Annotated in this window: 16 protein-coding genes and 1 other RNA gene; 11 read left to right on the top strand and 6 right to left on the bottom strand. The window is 40.5% G+C overall.

Annotation, left to right across the window (positions count from 1 at the left end):
• The first annotated feature begins 126 nt into the window (after nt 1–126).
• Nucleotides 127–798: an alpha/beta hydrolase gene (locus AAEY80_RS04725; protein WP_350587943.1), complete on the top strand. Its 672-nt coding sequence runs from the start codon at nt 127–129 to the stop codon at nt 796–798.
• Nucleotides 799–883: 85 nt separating this feature from the next.
• Nucleotides 884–1,261: a transfer-messenger RNA gene (gene ssrA, locus AAEY80_RS04730) on the top strand.
• 77 nt (nt 1,262–1,338) lie between these two features.
• Here the strand turns inward: ssrA and AAEY80_RS04735 are convergent.
• Entirely contained in the window at nt 1,339–2,334 is a 996-nt protein-coding gene (locus tag AAEY80_RS04735) for a hypothetical protein (protein WP_101211750.1), read from the bottom strand.
• A gap of 3 nt (nt 2,335–2,337) precedes the next feature.
• On the bottom strand, nt 2,338–2,916 hold the full coding sequence (locus tag AAEY80_RS04740; protein ID WP_350587944.1) for a peptidoglycan recognition protein family protein: 579 nt from the start codon (nt 2,914–2,916) through the stop codon (nt 2,338–2,340).
• On the opposite strand from AAEY80_RS04740, the gene AAEY80_RS04745 reads away from it, so the two are divergent.
• A complete protein-coding gene (locus tag AAEY80_RS04745; RefSeq protein ID WP_350587952.1) occupies nt 2,800–3,114 on the top strand; it encodes a transposase in 315 nt (104 codons plus the stop codon). The two genes, AAEY80_RS04740 and AAEY80_RS04745, sit on opposite strands and share 117 nt — an antisense overlap.
• Nucleotides 3,115–3,564: 450 nt before the next feature.
• Here the strand turns inward: AAEY80_RS04745 and AAEY80_RS04750 are convergent, their stop codons facing one another.
• Genes AAEY80_RS04750 through AAEY80_RS04765 form a run of 4 tightly spaced genes read right to left on the bottom strand, consistent with a single transcriptional unit; the run spans nt 3,565 to nt 10,699 of the window.
• Nucleotides 3,565–4,212, bottom strand: coding sequence for a hypothetical protein (locus AAEY80_RS04750; protein ID WP_025651840.1), 648 nt, complete (start codon nt 4,210–4,212; stop codon nt 3,565–3,567).
• A 1-nt stretch (nt 4,213) separates the two neighbouring features.
• Nucleotides 4,214–6,967, bottom strand: a complete 2,754-nt coding sequence (locus AAEY80_RS04755; RefSeq protein WP_350587946.1) for a hypothetical protein — start codon at nt 6,965–6,967, stop codon at nt 4,214–4,216.
• 15 nt (nt 6,968–6,982) lie between these two features.
• Entirely contained in the window at nt 6,983–7,714 is a 732-nt protein-coding gene (locus tag AAEY80_RS04760) for a hypothetical protein (protein WP_025651838.1), read from the bottom strand.
• Between the two features lie 33 nt (nt 7,715–7,747).
• Complete coding sequence (locus tag AAEY80_RS04765) at nt 7,748–10,699, bottom strand: contractile injection system protein, VgrG/Pvc8 family (protein WP_350587947.1); 2,952 nt, start codon at nt 10,697–10,699, stop codon at nt 7,748–7,750.
• A gap of 227 nt (nt 10,700–10,926) precedes the next feature.
• On the opposite strand from AAEY80_RS04765, the gene AAEY80_RS04770 reads away from it, so the two are divergent.
• The 8 genes from AAEY80_RS04770 to tssG all read left to right on the top strand — a co-directional run bounded on the left by AAEY80_RS04770 (nt 10,927) and on the right by tssG (nt 18,255).
• The gene (locus AAEY80_RS04770; protein WP_025651836.1) at nt 10,927–11,397 is read left to right on the top strand and encodes a hypothetical protein; all 471 of its coding nucleotides are present in this window, start codon (nt 10,927–10,929) and stop codon (nt 11,395–11,397) included.
• A gap of 18 nt (nt 11,398–11,415) precedes the next feature.
• The gene (locus AAEY80_RS04775) at nt 11,416–12,204 is read left to right on the top strand and encodes a tetratricopeptide repeat protein (RefSeq protein WP_025651835.1); all 789 of its coding nucleotides are present in this window, start codon (nt 11,416–11,418) and stop codon (nt 12,202–12,204) included.
• Between the two features lie 27 nt (nt 12,205–12,231).
• Nucleotides 12,232–12,744, top strand: coding sequence for a type VI secretion system contractile sheath small subunit (gene tssB / locus AAEY80_RS04780; RefSeq protein WP_045448203.1), 513 nt, complete (start codon nt 12,232–12,234; stop codon nt 12,742–12,744).
• Nucleotides 12,745–12,747: 3 nt separating this feature from the next.
• Nucleotides 12,748–14,238, top strand: a complete 1,491-nt coding sequence (tssC, locus tag AAEY80_RS04785) for a type VI secretion system contractile sheath large subunit (protein ID WP_101211385.1) — start codon at nt 12,748–12,750, stop codon at nt 14,236–14,238.
• A gap of 51 nt (nt 14,239–14,289) precedes the next feature.
• Nucleotides 14,290–14,793, top strand: a complete 504-nt coding sequence (locus tag AAEY80_RS04790; RefSeq protein WP_025651832.1) for an Hcp family type VI secretion system effector — start codon at nt 14,290–14,292, stop codon at nt 14,791–14,793.
• A 103-nt stretch (nt 14,794–14,896) separates the two neighbouring features.
• Nucleotides 14,897–15,388, top strand: a complete 492-nt coding sequence (gene tssE, locus AAEY80_RS04795) for a type VI secretion system baseplate subunit TssE (RefSeq protein WP_051395138.1) — start codon at nt 14,897–14,899, stop codon at nt 15,386–15,388.
• A 54-nt stretch (nt 15,389–15,442) separates the two neighbouring features.
• Nucleotides 15,443–17,266, top strand: a complete 1,824-nt coding sequence (gene tssF, locus AAEY80_RS04800) for a type VI secretion system baseplate subunit TssF (RefSeq protein ID WP_350587948.1) — start codon at nt 15,443–15,445, stop codon at nt 17,264–17,266.
• A complete protein-coding gene (gene tssG / locus AAEY80_RS04805; protein WP_201615737.1) occupies nt 17,230–18,255 on the top strand; it encodes a type VI secretion system baseplate subunit TssG in 1,026 nt (341 codons plus the stop codon). Before tssF ends, tssG begins: the two co-directional genes overlap by 37 nt.
• Nucleotides 18,256–18,303 lie beyond the last annotated feature (48 nt).

The raw sequence follows: 18,303 nt of genomic DNA on the forward strand, positions 1-18,303 counted from the left end.
TTGCAACATTGCTATTCTGCATCGATCTCTTAAGTTATCTCATGATATTTAAAAGATGATGACAAATGAGCCATGATTACAAAAATATTTAATTCCCAATTTCCAAAACTGTACTAAGGACAAGTCATGACTGACTATTTAGACGCTGTTATTGTTGAGCATAATCCCAGCCAAAAAACCATAGACCGCGCTGTTATTTGGCTGCATGGCTTGGGTGCCAGTGGCCACGATTTTGAACCTGTAGTACCGCAGTTAGGTTTGGCTGATGATATGGCTGTACGCTTTATTTTTCCACACGCGCCCAACCGTCCAGTGACTATCAATGGTGGGATGGTGATGCCAGCGTGGTATGACATTTTAGAGATGAGTCTTGAGCGTAAAGTTGACATTTCCCAAATCGAACAATCTTCTCAGAAAATACATGATTTGATCAGTCGTGAAATTGAGCGCGGTGTCGCTCCTGAACATATTGTAATCGCAGGGTTTTCGCAGGGCGGGGCAGTGGCCTATCATGCGGCACTTGGTTATCCAGAGCGCTTGGCTGGCTTGATGACGCTATCGACTTATCTGGCGACCAATGATCATATTGTCTTCAGTGCCGCTAACAAAGACTTGCCAATATTGATTGAGCATGGTACACAAGACCCGGTCGTTCCTGTGGTTTTAGGCGAGCAAGCACAGCAATTATTATCCGCAAAAGGCTATAATGTTCAGTACAATACTTATCCGATGGCACATCAGGTCTGCATGCCGCAGATTCAAAATATCGGTAAATGGCTCAACAAAGTACTGGCTTAGAGAGTTCAGCTGTAACGTAATGTAATACAGATATTATATAGGTTGAAAGTCGACGTATAAGTCCTATATAATAGACGACCTTATTGGGGATGTTCTGGCTTCGACGCTGGTAATGAAACTCAATGATGCATGTCGAGAGTATATGTCCTCTCGTTAATCAAACATATATTGTTATAGTCGCAAACGACGAAAATTACGCTCTAGCAGCTTAAACCCTGTTTACATGGTTTAAACCTGTTTACTTAGCTGCTGATCACCTACAGTTGGTCAACTAAGTTGAAGCGTCCGCATGTAGGCTCGCCACAAGTGATTGTCTCAATCGTTTGGGTTCAAAAGTAGAGAATCGTCCAATCCATCCTGACTGTCGGATCGGTGCGGATTAAAACCAAAGACAGAAACTAAACATGTAGATTCATGAGCGTAATGCTGGCGGACGCGGGTTCAACTCCCGCCATCTCCACCAAATATTAAAAATCCGATCACTCAATGTGGTCGGATTTTTTTTGGTTTAATTTTAAATGTAGATAGTTGAAATAAAAGTTAAAAGGGACAATCAACTGGTTCTTCATTAGCCAAAAAAGACATATGATAGTTGTAGGTATTATTAACACAGATTTCTGCGTCGTCAACGGTATCAAATTGCTCTGCAGTTCTATCAATAGAGGACGTAAAATCGATCACTTGCTGTGGCGATCTCAAATCTTTAGTTAAGTCACTAGCAGTAAAGTGAATCTTAGCGATGTGGTTCTCAATTTTCACTGTAAAATTTTCATTGCCAAAATTACTAGACTCAAACCCTAGTTTTTTCTCTTCTGGTGTTAAACCGTTCAAGTATTCTTGAATAGTGTTCTTTAGTGGTGAATCTTTATCTACATGTCGAATAACATAGCTTGAATCATCTAAATTTGGGTTTTCAAAATAGACTTTGACTGCTAGTTTGTCTTTGACTGATTGGCTGCTCGTTTTTTTAAGGTAGGTGTTGTAGTTATAGGTATATATAGATGATATCTTAGTCATCATTGCATCAGCTAATTCAGGATTATCTCTTATAGTTGACTCTGTAGCAAAACCCCATAGAAATGGCTTAGAGCAACTATCTTTATTACAGATTAGATTGATAACTTCATTTCCATTTGATAGTTGAACTCTAGAATTTGGAAAAATATTGGCCTTATAATTCTTGTTTTTATAATAGATATTTGTAGTTGTAAAAAAATTATACTCAGTTGGAGATAATTCATGGACTTCTATAAGCGAAGGATAAATTTCATATTCTTGAATTTTTATCTCTTTCTCAAATTTCTTAGAGTTGTTCCAGTAGGTGCAGACTATATTATCTTCTACATCTAGATTAAACTGTTCGCATTTTAATTGAGGTTCAGATGTTTTTAGTGATTGTATTTTTGGTTTATCTAAAAAAAAATCTTCTTTATCAGTCTGAGGTAGCACTGATTTATTTTTATTCTCCGCATTACTGCAACCTGCTAATGCAATAGATAATATTGTTAGGAAAATCCTGTAAATATTTTTTTTCATTTCTCATCCCTCAGGAAATCTTGGATCAAGTATAAGCTTGCTATTGCGATAAGGTGTGGGTTTGTTTCCAGAAGTAGGATTTGGTAAATATTTTTTCATAGCTATCCAAACTAAGCGCCCTTCATATCTTTGTTTGTTACATAAGTCTTCATGAAAATGAACTTTCTCATATGTGAAATTATATTTTTTCATTAAAGCAACCAGTAAGCAAGCTACTGATCTAGCTTGTTTATCCGTTACATCCTCCCAATGATCAACATCTACCCAAGTTTGCTTACCGTTTTTGTCATACGAAAGACCAGCAACTTCAATTGATACTGTTGTGGAATTACCAATACCTGCTTGCTTTGTCTTTGGGAATTGGGCAACACCCATATGGTATGCTTTAGTATTGATAGCTACAATTGGCAAGGTAAAAAGCGAACCAACGTTATCGGTGCTCTGTATGAAAAGATGCTGTTTGCAATTGATTACTTTACGCACAACATTAACAGCAGCATATTCTACGACTGGTGCAAGTTCACACTTATTCCAAGTCTTAAAACCAAATGCGTGATTGTGATGGATAATGCTAGATTTCATAAGAGTAAGCGTATTCAAAAACTATTAAACAGGCATGGTCATCGTATTTTATGGCTGCCACCCTACAGCCCTGATCTGAATCCTATCGAGAAAAAATGGGCTCAGGTAAAGTTTCTACGCCAAGGCTGGATGGAAAATGACTTATCCAAATTGTTTTATGATATTTGTCCTGGCCATAACAATTTTATTTTGAACTGACTATACTATAGTACATATAAAATTTAAACTATCTGTATTGTTCTTATCAATTAACTCAATTCTTGAATTAGGGTAAATATTCGCTTCATATACCTTATTTTTATATGTAATCTTAGTGGACGCTGAAAATGCAAAATCAATAGGAGAAAAATCACGAATATTATTAATAGTGCCGTTATATTCTTTAAGGTTTTTTAAGTTTATGATACTGTCAAACTCATTAAAATTCTTCCAGTAGTCACATAATAAGAGTTGATCATTATTAAGTTCGAAATCATCACAGTTTAAGGTAATATTATATTGAACACTATTGGATTCTCGATTGATAGATGCTTCTGAATTTGCTGGATTTCTGCAGCCAGTTATTAATAATATGACTGTTGTGATAAATATTTTTTTATATAGAGAAACATCATTGTTCCTTAGGAAAGGCTCATTTATTCTGATCACTTACATTATCAACCCTTTGTAAATTGATTCTGATTCGTGAATTGAAGTATAATGTACTGTAGAGTCAATTGATATTTTCCCAGTTTTGGGATTGATATTATATTTTTCCCAAGATACGACATATAAGACACCTTCAAACATAATTGAATTAAGAATCCATAATTCAAAATCCTGATTCATATAAAAAATACGTTCATTATACGAATATTCATTAAATTCATATTCATAAATATTTATAGAGTCAATTTCTAACCCGTCAATATTTGTACTTAATTTAAGTGTCTTAGTAGTGTAATCACCATCATCATTCTTTGACCCTAAGAGCAGTCTAGTATCCAATATGACTTTACTTTTAGTATCTGAGAACCTATCAAGGTTTATACTATCAAAACTATAATTACTAACTTTGTCGTAGTATAAGCATTTTTCGGGGTAAGAAAGATTTTCAGCCGAACATGATTTTTCTAGTAGATGTATAAATTCTTTATCAGAAATTTGTTTGATACCTATACCTGTAGAGTGTAAATCTGTAGAACTAAGTTCTTTAGATAATGTTTCATTTAAAGGAGCCGAAGTTTTTGTTTCACTTGTATCTACACTACAGGAGCAAAGTATGACCATTACAAATATTAAGCTATATTTAAACATATTATTCTCTGATTATTTTTACGCGCTTTTCATCGAACATTGAATGCAAATGGCTATCATGATAGGCTGCTGGTGTAGTCCATTCATATTTAGGCTTGCTACGCCCCCTATACTGTGTATGGCAACCAAAATTTTTCATTGCTGTAATATATTTTTGTTCATTGTTTTGATTCGTTAAATAAATGGTATCTACACTTCTACCGTTATTATGTGAAGTACTTGGAAAACCAGTTCCTTCTTCAAAACAACTACCTGTAGATTGTATCGCTAAACCAGTAGTAGCTAATGCACCGATAAAACATGCTAAATGACCTGGACTAGTATATCTTCTCTGAGTATTTGAAAATGTGTATGATATTTTTACATTACTATTATTATACTTCAATGAGTCAGGCATCCTAACTAAAGTAATATCTCCAGATAAAGCCTTGAATAGCCTCCAAAAATATTCACCATTGTTAATTCCGTACTCTGCGATATCGCCATTTTCATATTTAACTCGTCTAGACGTCTGACCTTGATTAACTTTTTTATCATACAAAATAGATGCATGAGTTGGTTTACTACTACGTTTTTCTCCTTTACTCTTTTCTTTGGTAGTATTCCAATTAACAGTACAAATATTATGTTTTTTACCATTTTTTTCGTAATATATATACTTATATTTTTGTTTATTACTTGAAGATATGTTTTTAGGAATGTACTTAATAATTTGATGATCTTCATAGATATTGTAAGTAATTATACCTTTTTCGAATTCAGGCTTCTTAGCCTTATAAATGTAGACCTTATCTCTATCATTATTTACAATGAAGCTACCTTTTTTAACCTCTTTACCGTCCTCACTGACTATCACCGTTATCTCAACGCCAACCAATGATTCGTGTGGTCTACCTCTAGTACCGTCACTACCTGTTATCGAAGAATTCTTACCATATTTAGTGGACTGAGTAATATATGAAAGCCCTGATAGTGGCTTATTTGTAGATTCATCAACGAACTTTATGGTAATTTTAGCCTCATCTGAGGAAACCTCAAGTGTCGGCCCTGTTTCTGTATCTTTTTCAACCTCTGTTACCTTTGGCTTTTCTACTTTGATGACAGGGTCTTGCTCTGTTTGAGGTTTTGGTGTGTCCTCTTGTTCACTGGTCTCTGGAGTAGTCGATGTGTCTTGATTTAAGATATCTGAGGCATCGCTGATGTCTTCTTCGGTGATGTTTGTACCTATTATCATAGTCCATTGTTTGGAGCCATAGGTAACGATGGCGGTTGTTTGCGCTCTACCTTGTCCATCGATAAGGGTAAGCTTTTGACCAGCAAGGGCTTTTATAGTGCTAATACCTTGGCGGTTTGCTCTTTTTATAGCAGATTGTCTGCCACGATATAGGGTTTTAAACTCGTAATGAGGTATGGGTTGATGATTATTATCGACAAACTTAATGTTAAAAGAGACAACAGGGACTTTGAGTACTTTGGTTTGTCCGTTTAAGTCTCCAGTAACAGGAAACGCCATGCTGTAAATAGATTGTTTTTTGCCACCGTCATCATCAAGATAAACGCCAATAGATTGGCTGACATCTGCTTTTATACCTGAGTCGATACCTGAGTTATTCGTTTTATGGGGTTTGATGTTGTTTTTGTACTCAAGATGATAGGTTGTGTTTGGTAAAGACTTACCTGTGTCGCCTTCGACTAGTTTTATATTAAAAATTACTTCATCAATGATAGCAATAGTAATGCCATCGTCCTTTTGTTCTGAACTACTTGTTTTATCATTATTGGTACTACTATTGCTATCATTAGGCTTTTGTGTAGCTTCCGATTTTTTATGTTCTGATAGTACGGATGAGTAGTTATTCTTACCTAGATAAAGTATTTCATAGCCTTGTATCTGATCTGCTTTTTGAATTATTGTTTCAACAAGAGTTCCGTCAAGTTTTAACTGAATTTTCGTTCCTGGATGTCTAATTATTACTGGTAAATTACCTTCTTTATCAGTTTTATGAGTAGCTACTATTTTACCTAGATTAAATTTACCTTTGTATTCAGAGCTGATTTCAACTTCTTTATTGGGAATACCAACCTTTTTAGCATCCACAACCTTTACGTATATTTTTCGTTTACAACAAGTTTGAAGGTTATAATGAGCAAATAGACTCATATACTTACCAACACTAGTGCCGTTGCCATCTACATCATTAATTTTTCCATTCGATTTTAAAAAATCTATTACTGCATCATCACCTTTTAAATGTCTAGCTGCAATGACTCCCGATTCTGTCACTTCAAAAGAAGCAAGATTTTTGGCTTCTGTAATAGTCTTACCATAAAATTCATTTGCATTTATATTCCTCATATAGCCACATAAGCGATCAATCCAATATTGGATTGCTTTCATCTGGATAGTACCGCTGCTTTTAAAGACGTTAAGTGAAGTAGCACCAAATTTACCAGTCCAATAGTTCCCAGTCCCTCCCCAATCTTGAGTTTTTAAATTTTTAGTTCCATCAAAGCGATAACAACCTACATCCTGTAATGCTACTTCAGAAAACTGAAACAGCCCCACATAATTCCAAGGATTTAATATGCTAACAGCGGTTGGATTATCAACTTTAATGCCTTCTTTGTTATCTCCAGTATAGGTATAAGAATAACGTAAATCAGATGTTGACTCCTGTCTAGAAACAGCTCCAATATATCCTATCCTATTAGGAGTATAAGTAACTCCTTTAACTGGCTTTATTAGTGAGCCCATATTATTTTTCCTTTACTATCGACGAGCGTTTTTACAAGCATTAGGAGCATAGCTATAATCTAGAGGGTTTTGTGCATCGACATATTTTTGTAATAGCTCTTTAGTACGTTGATCATTACCTGTCATATTATTTTTAACAAACAAACAACCGTCATAGAGCATACCTGTCATTTCATAGTTTTCGGGGTCAAAAATATAGAACACTTGACCTATAGCACATTTACTATCAAAGCAGATCTTGTTGAACACATACTTTTTATTAGTATTTATATCTTGTATGTACAGACCTTCTCGTTGTGTTCCCATTGCATAAAGCTCTTTGTAAGCCAAATCAATAGGACTAACAAGTTCAAAAATCATTTTTTGAAAGGCTTTATCGTATCTTTTATCATAATCAGGGTTACTACCCTCTATCGTTGGTAATACTTCATTAACTAGCTCAAATGGATAGGTGGTAAATTTTCCACTGCCGTATTCGTAGGTTAAATATCGAAAAGGAACATTATCCAATGCCAGCTTGATATTAAGCTTATCTGTATAGCTTAAAGAATCTGAGATATATGCTTGCTCTGAAGGTTCGTTCTCTTCATCTTGTGAAGGAGCGATTATTTTGAGCTGAACGCGTGGTATGCTATCTATATAGCTTTGATAATCTTCTTCGTTTGTGGTTTGAGCTACACTGACGAATGGTGTCGTGAAGAGGGGTATGAAAAACAAGTATAGATTTTTATTATTAAATAAGTACATAGGTTATCCTATCAATTTGCTCTATTAAGAGGTTTAACAGCCACAGCTATCGACATTGTCATCATCTAAAAACAAATCTTCTAAAGAAGTGTTACTGCACTTTATTTGATCTGATATGTCAGTCGCTTTAATTTCTCCTTTATGGTTCACGTTACCAATAAGCTCTAACTCAACCTTCTCAGCTTTATTTCCAAACATTCTTAAAGTCTGACCCTCTTCATCAAGCTTCCCTTCGATTTCTGTACCTCTTGTATGATTAATAAGCTTATAGCTAATACCTTGGTCAATTAAATCTTGAGGAATAAGTTTTTTTAAATCAAAAGCTTTACTGAATAACCCAGACTTAACTAAGGAAATCACTGGCGCGTTAACTTTACCTCCGCCTACCAAACTCTTCTTCACCGCCTGCACTTTAATCACCCCCGGACACACCAGCTTAATGCCGCTATCATCGATAGTAATTGACGCTCCTGCACTGGTTTGCAGCTTAATACGTTTGGGACTTGAGATATTCACCTGACCCGACTCACTACCGATGGTCATGCTAAGTTGGCTATGCAATTGCAGCTCACCGCCTTGGGCTTGTATCGCTACAGGTTTAGTGTTGGCACTGATATGTAGCCCTGACTGATCCGCTTGACCACCAACCCCAGAGAGCGAGTCAATCGTATTTGCCGTCAGCGTATAATTGCCTGCCACCACATCCGACTGGGTAGCGCCTGACTGTATGACTATTGTTTTCGCTGTCCATAGCGTATTATTTGCAGAGGCCAGAATGCTGTCTTTGCTGACCAGCATCACATCGGCTGCGCCTAACACTTCCGTATTCAAGGTTTCATCTATAATTTGTGCGCTGGTTTTAAAGGCTTCTATTGTTTGGTTGGCATTACTAAGTGCCTCGGTTGATTGCAAATGTGCCTGCTTTGCCTCTTTAAAGGTTTCGCTCAGCTCAGTGCCCATTTTTAACTGACGTTGTCCTGCATCATTGACCCAAGCTGACTCGTGCTCGCTTTGACTATGTCTGATACCGAAAGTGGAGAGTAGGACACCGGTATCGCCAATGATCTGTAGTCCATGGTCGGTTGCTAGATTAATACCTTGTCCACTATCTGATGATTGATGATTACTAAAGCGATGACGTAGCACGCCAAGCTCAAGCACATGCTCATCAGAGGTAAAGGTGGCGCTAGAAGTGATGGTCGGCGTCTCAGCATTGGCTTTGCTGCCCGTATTCACCGTCCACTGGAGACCGACTTTATTAGGCGTGTCATCGAAACTTAGGGTCACTTCAGAATCAGACGTCAGCCCATATTGAGCAATACCAGAGATCCAACCACTGTGCCCATCATCTTCACTAATTTGCGAATGTCCGAGGCCACCACCATGCCATCTAGGGGACGCGCCGCCTTGTAAGTTATGTCTATTAGATAATCCAGCGTCACGAGTGGTAATGTCTTTCTCATTCACATCACCCATACCGATACCGTCGAACAGTGATCTGCTAATCACCGGACTGTCGATATCGCCATACCAGTAATTAAGCAGTACCGACTGTCCAAGCCTTGGCGCAAACTGCCAACCATGCGTGCTACCGGATGACAGTTGCAATGCGCGTAGGGGCGGGGTAGTGCCGTCGTCGTGAGGGCTGATGCCTGAGTAGACGGGAGTGGTGATGGTTTGCTGTAGGTTGTCATCGGTGACACTAGAGTCATAACTGGGGGAGGCTGATAAACTGGTGTCACCAGTACGCGCTTGGGCGAGACCTTGATAAGTACTGCTGACAAAGGAGAGTTTACTTGGATAAGGACAGTAGGTAATTGAAGATTCTAATAGAGTCGCTGATACCCAAACCCCAGTATCGCGGGCGATATCAAAGCCATGATCGGGGAGGGATATCCCGCTCTGTTGCGTCGTACGTTGTAACCACGCTTTGATAAATACTTGATGATGATAAGACACGCTGTCGCTGTCCGGCTCAATCCCAACCATCTGCGTACTGATACAGTAGCTAGTCAAACGACCGATAGTAGGTAAATTATGAATACTCACAGGACTACCGACCACCATGCCTCGCATCGCACCAGTCGCTTGGTAATGTTCACGCTGACAGCGATTGGCATTCACCCATTGCTGTGCCAACACCGTCGCTGCGCTATCGCTATCGACGCGTGAGGGCGCGCCTAAAAGCACAGTCGTGTCATCTATTGCTAGTGCTGACTCATCAGCGGCTTGGCCTTCATAAATAGTATCCGCGCTTAAGCCATCTGCTTTTACTATTACCGTCTGACTACCCAGTTGCTGCGTGCTCATTTGTAGCTCATTAACCGTATCTTGTCCTGACTGGATAGAAGACTGGGCATAACGATAATCTAATGGTAGTAACTCTGTCTCATCAAAACTGCTTAGTAGCATCAGATACCCTAAATTATCTAATGAATCACCCGATATCCATAGGGTACTGACACCACTATCAGCAAGTAGCCCGGTTATAAACTCCCAATCACTGACATCCGACTGGGTGCGCATAGGAAGCTGAGAAGACAAGCGCTCTGATGCCTGCAAAGTCTCAGATAACTGCCAATCAAATTCATAGTCGGCAAAGAGGGTAGTGACGATATCGAGCGTAGATTGATTGATGAAACTGCGAGTATGAATGCACTGGGTTAATTGCCAATCGGGGCTGACGATGTCTAACGTGTAAAAATGCAGTGCGCCATCTGACTGCTGGTAGTTGACGGCTTTAATAAGCCCAGTGCGATGACTGGGTTCACGGGAAACTGAAAGGGTATTTAAGCAGACAAATGTATTTATCAAAGATAAACAAGAGTTTGAATCTATAAAAGCATGTGAGTAGAACAACAGCTGACTAGTAGCTACTTTATCAATGGCGCTTGACCAAGAGAACGCAGCAGGATATAAGGTGGTAATGGGTGTATTATTGGTATCAACGGTAATTTGGTGTAGACGAGCGGTTTGCGAAGGCATAAGGGAGGTTCCCGTGACTGCAGATTTAAGGGTACAGTCGGTCGCTTAAAAGTAAGCACTGCTAAAATATATACTAAGAAAAGTATAGAGTTTATTGAAATATTGTCAAGTATCTGTATAATCGATTTGCAACAAGTTTTTCATTAAAGAACTTTAGTTCTAAATATATTCTATTATAACGTCATACTTTCTCTTATTCTTTTTGTTTTAATGATGATGATTTGCTTATGAACTCTATTGATTGTACTAAGCTGAAAGGGGTAGGTCTGCTATCTGTGATTTTCAGTGCCAGTGTGTTACTGACAGCGTGCGGTGGCGCCGCGAAGAAAAACACACAGCCCTTAACGGTTTCTAAGCCAACAGTGGCTAAGCAGTTGGATGAGCCTTCACCCTCTTATCTTTCTGATGCTATGAAAGTCGATGATGGGCGTGCAGTGACAGCCCAGCAATGGCTGACCATTGCTCAAAGCAACTATCAATCAAAAAAGTACGCCCGTTCATTAAGAGCGGCAACCGAAGCATTGAGTCTCGATGATCAGCTGGTAGGAGCGCGTCAACTTGCTATGCTCTCTGCGGTCAAAGTAACGGAGAGTAATATTGACGCTTATAGTGACAATGCGGTGATGAACGATAATGATAAAGCGAGATTCAAAGACACTTTAACCAATATGACGACCTTGGTTAGTACGGCTGATTAACCATTATCGAGTCAACAGATGCATACATCTCATATTAATAATAGCGAGCACCGATTTACGATGATAAGTATTAAAAACGCTATCAAAGTCACTAATAAAATACCTAAGACGATCTTGACCGGTCTACTTATTATGGGATCGGTTATGGGTACAGCTCATAGTGAGCTTTCGATACAAGAGCAAGATCCAGGGTCAAGCATCATCAACCAATATGCTGCCCTTAAAAATGCGGATGCAAAATCACCGCAGTTGCATCAATTGATTGCCGACTTAAATCAGAGGCTAACTCGTAATCCGAAGGATTCTTTGGCTTGGGAGCTGTTGGCTCAGATTTACGCCAACAATGGCTATCATGCTTATGCTGTCTACGCAGCGAGCGAAGCAATTGATTTAGGTCAAAGCACCACCACGCTCAAAAGCATCCTTATAAATAGCAGTGCTCTTGTCTCACAGAGCCAATTACAGTCAGATTACTTGACGGATGATATGGATACGGCATTTTTAACTGAGTATCAGCACGCGCTTAGCAAGATATATGGTGAAGTCTACGGTTTTAACTATGATGAGTCTTTGCCAAAACCACCTGCGCCTGTGGTGAAGGCTCGATCGACTAGAAGCAAAAGCGTGTCCAACGCGAAGCGCCGCGCAGCCGTCAAAAGACCAGCCGCCCCTGTTAAAAGAAAAGCAGCAGTGAAACAAAAGTCACGTCCAGTGCCAAAAGCGAAGCCTGTTCAGAGACCGGCTAAACCATCATCCCCTAGAAGTAGCAACACCAAATCTACTGATCCATTCAGTATATTACGTTGAAACCAGAAACTGCTGAGGTAACTTATTATGGCAAAGCAAGACAGTGTACAAAAGAAACTGGCAAAAGTACGTGCGCCTCGGGTGCATTTGACTTATGACGTTGAAGTGGGCGATGCGATCGAAACGAAAGAAATTCCGTTTGTCGTTGGGGTGTTGGGAGAGTTTTCAGGAGATTCTACTCTTGAGCAACCGCGCTTTAAAGACAAAAAGTTTGTCGAAGTAGATTTGGATACCTTTGATGAGGTGATGTCAGGTCTAGCACCGCGTGCGACGTTCCGAGTAAGCAATGACTTGAGTGATAAAGGCGGCGAGTTCGCAGTTGATTTGGCATTCAATAGTATCAACGATTTTCGTCCTGAAGCGGTTGCTGATCAAATTGAGCCATTAAAGCAACTGGTACAAGCACGAGATCGCTTGGCAGATTTACGCAACAAAATATCGGCCAACGAAAAACTTGAAGACCTATTAGATGACGTGCTTAAGAACACTGAGCAAGTCAAAAAAATGGCAGAACAAAATCAAACCGACGGTGAGGATTAAACGATGAATGCTCAAGCCCAGCAGCAGATAGCAACGGATCCATTGAATAGCGAGAGCTATGACTTACTCGAAGAAATCGTCAATAAAAGTAATGTTGCCAAGTCCGATGACGAAAAAAATCGCGCGAAGTCGCAAATTGCAGAGCTGGCCAATGAAGTCATGCAAGGCACGGTGACATTATCAGACAATTTAGCCGCATCGATTGACGCGCGTATTGCCCAAATTGACGCGTTGATCTCCAAGCAGCTGACCACCGTCATGCACGCGCCCGAGTTTCAAAAGCTAGAGTCTAGCTGGCGTGGGTTGCATTATTTATGTAGCCAGACTCCGTCGGAATCCATGCTAAAGATTCGTATGATGAATACTACGAAGCGCGAGCTTACCAAAGATTTTCAATCGTCAATTGATTTTGATCAAAGCACGCTGTTTAAGAAAATATACGAAGAAGAGTTCGGTAGCTTCGGTGGTGAACCTTATGCCGCTATCGTTGGCGATTTTGAATTTACTCGCCAAAACTCTGATATGTATCTGCTTGAGCAGTTGTCTCATGTTGCTGCTGCTTCCCATGCACCGTTTGTGTCGGCGGCTTCTGCTGAGATGTTCGGACTCGATTCCTTTACTGATATTGGCCGCCCACGCGATTTATCAAAGATATTCGAAACGGCTGAATACATACGCTGGCGCGCCTTTAGACAGTCAGAGGATGCTCGCTATGTGGCGCTGACAGTACCTAGTTTTTTAGGTCGTCTGCCTTATGATCCTAAAGATGGCACAGTGGTAGAGGGCTTTAACTTCACTGAAGAAGTCTCTGGTAATGATCACAATGATTATCTATGGGTGAATGCCGCTTATGCTTTTGCTTCGCGATTGACTTCTGCCTTTTCTGATTATCGTTGGTGTGCGGCTATTCGCGGTGTGGAAGGTGGCGGCTTGGTTGAGGGTTTACCTGTCCATACCTTTAAGACTGATGAAGGGGACTTGGCGCTTAAATGCCCAACTGAGATATCTATTACCGATCGCCGTGAGAAAGAGTTAAGTGACTTGGGTTTCATTCCATTAGTGCATTGCAAAAATACCAACTATGCCGCCTTTTTTGGGGCGCAGTCGGTACAAAAAGCCAAAACGTATCAAAACGATGATGCCAATGCCAATGCGGTGCTATCCACTCAGCTGCAATACATCATGGCAGTATCACGCATTGCTCATTACCTAAAAGCAATGATGCGCGACAAGGTTGGTAGTTTTTTAGCGCCTGGCAATGTCGAATCATTTTTGAATGACTGGATTTCGCGTTATGTTTTGCTAGACGACGGAGCCTCACAAGAAGCCAAAGCCCAGTACCCACTGCGCGAAGCTTCTGTACAAGTTGTAGAAGTGCCAGGCAAACCTGGTGTCTACAAGTCCGTGGTCTTTTTGAGACCACATTTTCAGCTTGACGAATTGTCTGTTTCTTTGCGTCTGGTCACTCAACTGCCGCAGTCTAGCAACAGCTGATCGTTTATTAAAACCCAACGTTAAACTTTAATTTTTTAAAAGGTGTGTGATATGAAAGATATTTATATTCAGTTCCGTGGTAAATACAAAATTGACGGTGAGTCTCGTGATAGCGAGCATAAAGGTTGGCTTGAAGTAAATACATGGGATCACCTGATCCGTCAGCCAAAATCAGCGACAGCAAGTAGCGTTGGTGGTCACACCTCTGAGCGCTGTGAACATGCCGATATGACCTTTATGAAAGATTTGGACTCGACCAGTCCCAAGCTATGGGAAGCGTGTTCAGCTGGCTATACTTTTGATGAAATTCAAATCGATTTTTATCGTGCCAATGGTGACAAACGTGTTAAATATCTTGAAGTGAAACTTAAGCATGCGCTCATTGCTAGCGTTGAACCAACGGTACGCTCAGAAGGCGTGCCAATTGAAAAAGTTGGTATCAAGTATGCGGCAGTTGAGTGGACTTACACCCAGCAAGATATCGATGGTACTGCCAAAGGTGCTGTGACGAAGAAATGGTCACTAGCCAACAACACTGCTACTTATACCGCTTAAGTCTGGGTAGTATAAAAAATAATGAGTACGTTACGATAAAAGAGAAAGGTTTACATTTGGACCTTTCTCTTTTCCGTTTTATAAGACAGGAATGCGATCAACAATGAACTATGCTGCCAAAGCTTCAAATAAGGAAGTCGGATTTCGACCAAATTTATTTGAGCAATTATTTGATGATGCCCCTCGTCATCTAGCACATGAGCTTGTGGTTCGCAGGCTTAATATCGATGAGTTAAAGTCTTCAGTAGCGCAAGATTTAGAGGCGCTATTAAACACACGTTGCGTGATATCAGAGCGCTTAGAAAGTTACCAGCATGTACGTTCATCGATACTGAATTTTGGCATATTGGACTTTGTAGGACTAAGTAGTGCCAATCCTGCAGACTGTGATTATATCTGCCGACAAATCGCGCAGACGGTCGAGCAGCAAGACAGTCGTCTGCAGAATGTCAGAGTATCGCTAGATATTGGCGCGGTAGATGTCAATCAGCTGTGTTTTTCTATCGAGGCTTTGCTCAAAGTTTATCCTGCCCAAGAGTTGGTGAGCTTTGATGCGTTCTTTGAGCCAAGCTCACAACGTTACCTAGTAAAATAATCGACAACATGGCTAAATCGGCAGAGTTAGCAGTGATAAATATATTGAGGCATCATGGACAGTCTACTTCCTTATTTTGAGCATGAGCTTAGTTTGTTTAATAAACAATCAAAAGAATTTGCCAAAAAGTATCCCAAAATTGCCAATCGGTTATTGATGGGTCACGATACGGTAGATGATCCGCATATTGAGCGCCTTATTCAGGCTTTTTCACTGATTAGTGCCCGCATCAATAAAAAGCTTGATGACTCATACGCAGACTTTACCGATTCTCTACTTGAAGTGGTCTATCCCGATTATCTTAAGCCTTTTCCTTCGGTGTCCATCGCTCAGTTTAATCTGGGGGTGCAGGGCAATGCGATGAGTGAGGCTACTTTAATCAATAAGGGTCATGGTTTTACCACCCAAAAAATTAATGGCACGGCTTGTCAATTTCAATCAACCCAAGACGTCACGTTATTACCGCTACAGATAGATAGCGTCGATTTTGAAACGCGCCAAGAAGTGTACGATAATCAGCATGGACTGCTTAACGGCTGCATTAACATTAAATTCAAAGGTCTTAATCCGAGCTTTGACTATCAGGCTTTATTCAATCATTCGTTAGATTTATATATAGATGAGGATGCTAGTCAAGGCACCAGCCTCTGGGATATCTTGTGCTGTGATGTCAAGCAGACCCACATCCAAGGTCAGCAAGTCAACAAGGTGACAGGCAGTCCATTTGAGGTTATAGGCTTCGATCCTGAGCAGCAACTTCTACCGAGTCACCGCGTGAGTAATGCTGCCTCTGCTTTATTAAAAGAGTATTTTTACTTTCCAGAAAAATTTAACTTTCTACGTCTCAATCTTGGTCGTACTTGTCCAAATTTAAAGATAGATAGCAGTGGTTTTGAGATTCGCTGTTATTTTAAGTTTGATAAAAAGAACACCATTCGCCTAAAAAACTTGCAGCAGTTGAGTAGCAGTAGTATCAAGTTATTCTGTACGCCAGTCATAAATCTATTCAAGGCCGCCGCCAAGCCCATTCAAGTCACTCATCGCTCTATTTATTATGATTTGGTACCTGATACTCGTGCGCTCTTTCAGCATGAGATTTATGAGGTCAATAAAGTCATAGAGTCCAAGCAAAGTAATAATCGTTTGATACAACGTGAGTATCATCCATTTTATGCGCTCAATCACTATGAGCAGCAAGATGACGGTCGTTATTATCATATCAAACGTGATAAAGATATGGCTGAATTTAAGCAGGGTTTCGAATATCAGATTATGTTTGTAGAAAAGCAGCGTGAGGATGTATCAGGTGCGGTCAGCATAAGTGCCGCTTTGCTATGCACTAATAGAGACTTACCCGCGCAAGTGGTATTCGGTCAAAGCCGAGGTGATTTGTTTAGTGAGGGAATGACGGGCTTTAGTAGTCTGTCATTATTAAAGCAGCCTACCAGAACGGCACGTTTTGAATACACCGGTGAGGAGCGTTGGCGCTTAATATCGCTGATCAGTTTGAACTTTTTATCACTTGCCGCCCAAGATGCTGAGCTGATGAAAGAGTATCTGTCGCTATATGATATTACTCAATCTGCCTCGAATAAACTGCTGGTAGAAGGCATCGTCTCTGTCAACACCAGTATCAAAGCTCAGCGGATTCAGCGCTTGCCGCAGCCTGGTTTTGTACGTGGTACGGTGATCGACATACATATTAACCAAAAGAGTTTTGCTGGGGTCAGTATCCGTCAGTTTGCCTATTTATTGGCCCATGTTTTTGGCTATCACGCCAGCTTAAATAGCTTCGTTGAAGTTGCCATCAGTGATGCCGTTACTAAAGAGGAGATATATAGATGTCAGCCACGCAGCGGTCTCAGTCCTCTTATTTAACGGATTTGACTGCCAAGCCGCAAGCCTACGAGCTATTGCAGGCATTACGTTTGGTTCGTCATGAAGCCAGTATGGGGCATGCACCTATCGAGGTGCGTTATCGTGCTTCCTTGTCATTGGCCTATCCGCAAGCCGAAATCGAGTCGATGGCGCTCATTGCCGAAGACAACATGAACGACAATGCTACTGTAATAAATACCAGTGAAATGAAGGTGAGGCAATTAGAGGTTTACCCAGCGGTTATTGGATTGACTGGCCCATTATCGGCCTTGCCAGCGATGTATACCGATCATTTGGCCTCGCGAGTACACCATGCAAAAGATAAAGCCGCACCGGCATTTTTAGACTTGTTTAATCATCGTTTGACGGATTTATATGTACAAGCCAGCTGGTTTTATAACCTGCCATTACAGTATGAATTAAACCATAAAAAAGACAGCTACCTACTGAGCTTGCGAGCACTGGCACGGCAGCCAAAGAAGCTAACGGCAATCGATAGCTTGATTGCCTATGCTGGCATGATTGCTCCAGGACGTCTGACCGCTGACCAATTGGCGCATGTATTGTCACATTTTTTAGATAGTACGGTCAGCGTTCAGCAGTTCGTGCCTGAGTGGTTTGATCTGCCCGCTAGCGAGCAGACCGCACTCGGTGGTCAGCATGCGGCACTTGGGGTGTCAGCGTTTTGTGGCGCGCGGGCTGTACAGTTCGATAGCAAAATTAGAATCGTCTTTCATCAGTTGGATGCCAAACGCTATTTAAGACTGTTGCCTGCAGGGGATATGTATCGCGTCATTATCGATTTTATTCGTAAATGGTGCGGTGTGAGCTTGGCGGTCGAGATGCAGCTGGAATTAGATAAGCAATATATTAGCCCTTTGTCGTTATCTGAGGATGGCTTTGGTGGTTTAGGACGCGGCGGCTTTTTGGTATCGAAGCCTGCGACTCAGCATCATGATGACACCCGCTATGCGTTGCCTATTCAGTAAAGCTTTTATTGCTAATAGATAAATTGCTTGTTTACTAATAACGCTCAA

It is taken from the genome of Psychrobacter sp. 78a-MNA-CIBAN-0178 (assembly GCF_040309625.1).
Lineage (GTDB): Bacteria > Pseudomonadota > Gammaproteobacteria > Pseudomonadales > Moraxellaceae > Psychrobacter > Psychrobacter okhotskensis.

Bases quoted from the DNA above. Each gene is read 5' to 3' on its own strand.
- AAEY80_RS04755 (WP_350587946.1), bottom strand. From the start codon at position 6,967: ATGGGCTCACTAATAAAGCCAGTTAAAGGAGTTACTTATACTCCTAAT.
- tssE (WP_051395138.1), top strand. From the start codon at position 14,897: ATGAACTATGCTGCCAAAGCTTCAAATAAGGAAGTCGGATTTCGACCA.
- AAEY80_RS04735 (WP_101211750.1), bottom strand. From the start codon at position 2,334: ATGAAAAAAAATATTTACAGGATTTTCCTAACAATATTATCTATTGCA.
- AAEY80_RS04750 (WP_025651840.1), bottom strand. From the start codon at position 4,212: ATGTTTAAATATAGCTTAATATTTGTAATGGTCATACTTTGCTCCTGT.
- tssG (WP_201615737.1), top strand. From the start codon at position 17,230: ATGTCAGCCACGCAGCGGTCTCAGTCCTCTTATTTAACGGATTTGACT.
- AAEY80_RS04760 (WP_025651838.1), bottom strand. From the start codon at position 7,714: ATGTACTTATTTAATAATAAAAATCTATACTTGTTTTTCATACCCCTC.
- tssC (WP_101211385.1), top strand. From the start codon at position 12,748: ATGAATGCTCAAGCCCAGCAGCAGATAGCAACGGATCCATTGAATAGC.
- AAEY80_RS04740 (WP_350587944.1), bottom strand. From the start codon at position 2,916: ATGAAATCTAGCATTATCCATCACAATCACGCATTTGGTTTTAAGACT.
- tssF (WP_350587948.1), top strand. From the start codon at position 15,443: ATGGACAGTCTACTTCCTTATTTTGAGCATGAGCTTAGTTTGTTTAAT.
- AAEY80_RS04770 (WP_025651836.1), top strand. From the start codon at position 10,927: ATGAACTCTATTGATTGTACTAAGCTGAAAGGGGTAGGTCTGCTATCT.
- AAEY80_RS04775 (WP_025651835.1), top strand. From the start codon at position 11,416: ATGCATACATCTCATATTAATAATAGCGAGCACCGATTTACGATGATA.
- AAEY80_RS04765 (WP_350587947.1), bottom strand. From the start codon at position 10,699: ATGCCTTCGCAAACCGCTCGTCTACACCAAATTACCGTTGATACCAAT.
- tssB (WP_045448203.1), top strand. From the start codon at position 12,232: ATGGCAAAGCAAGACAGTGTACAAAAGAAACTGGCAAAAGTACGTGCG.
- AAEY80_RS04725 (WP_350587943.1), top strand. From the start codon at position 127: ATGACTGACTATTTAGACGCTGTTATTGTTGAGCATAATCCCAGCCAA.
- AAEY80_RS04790 (WP_025651832.1), top strand. From the start codon at position 14,290: ATGAAAGATATTTATATTCAGTTCCGTGGTAAATACAAAATTGACGGT.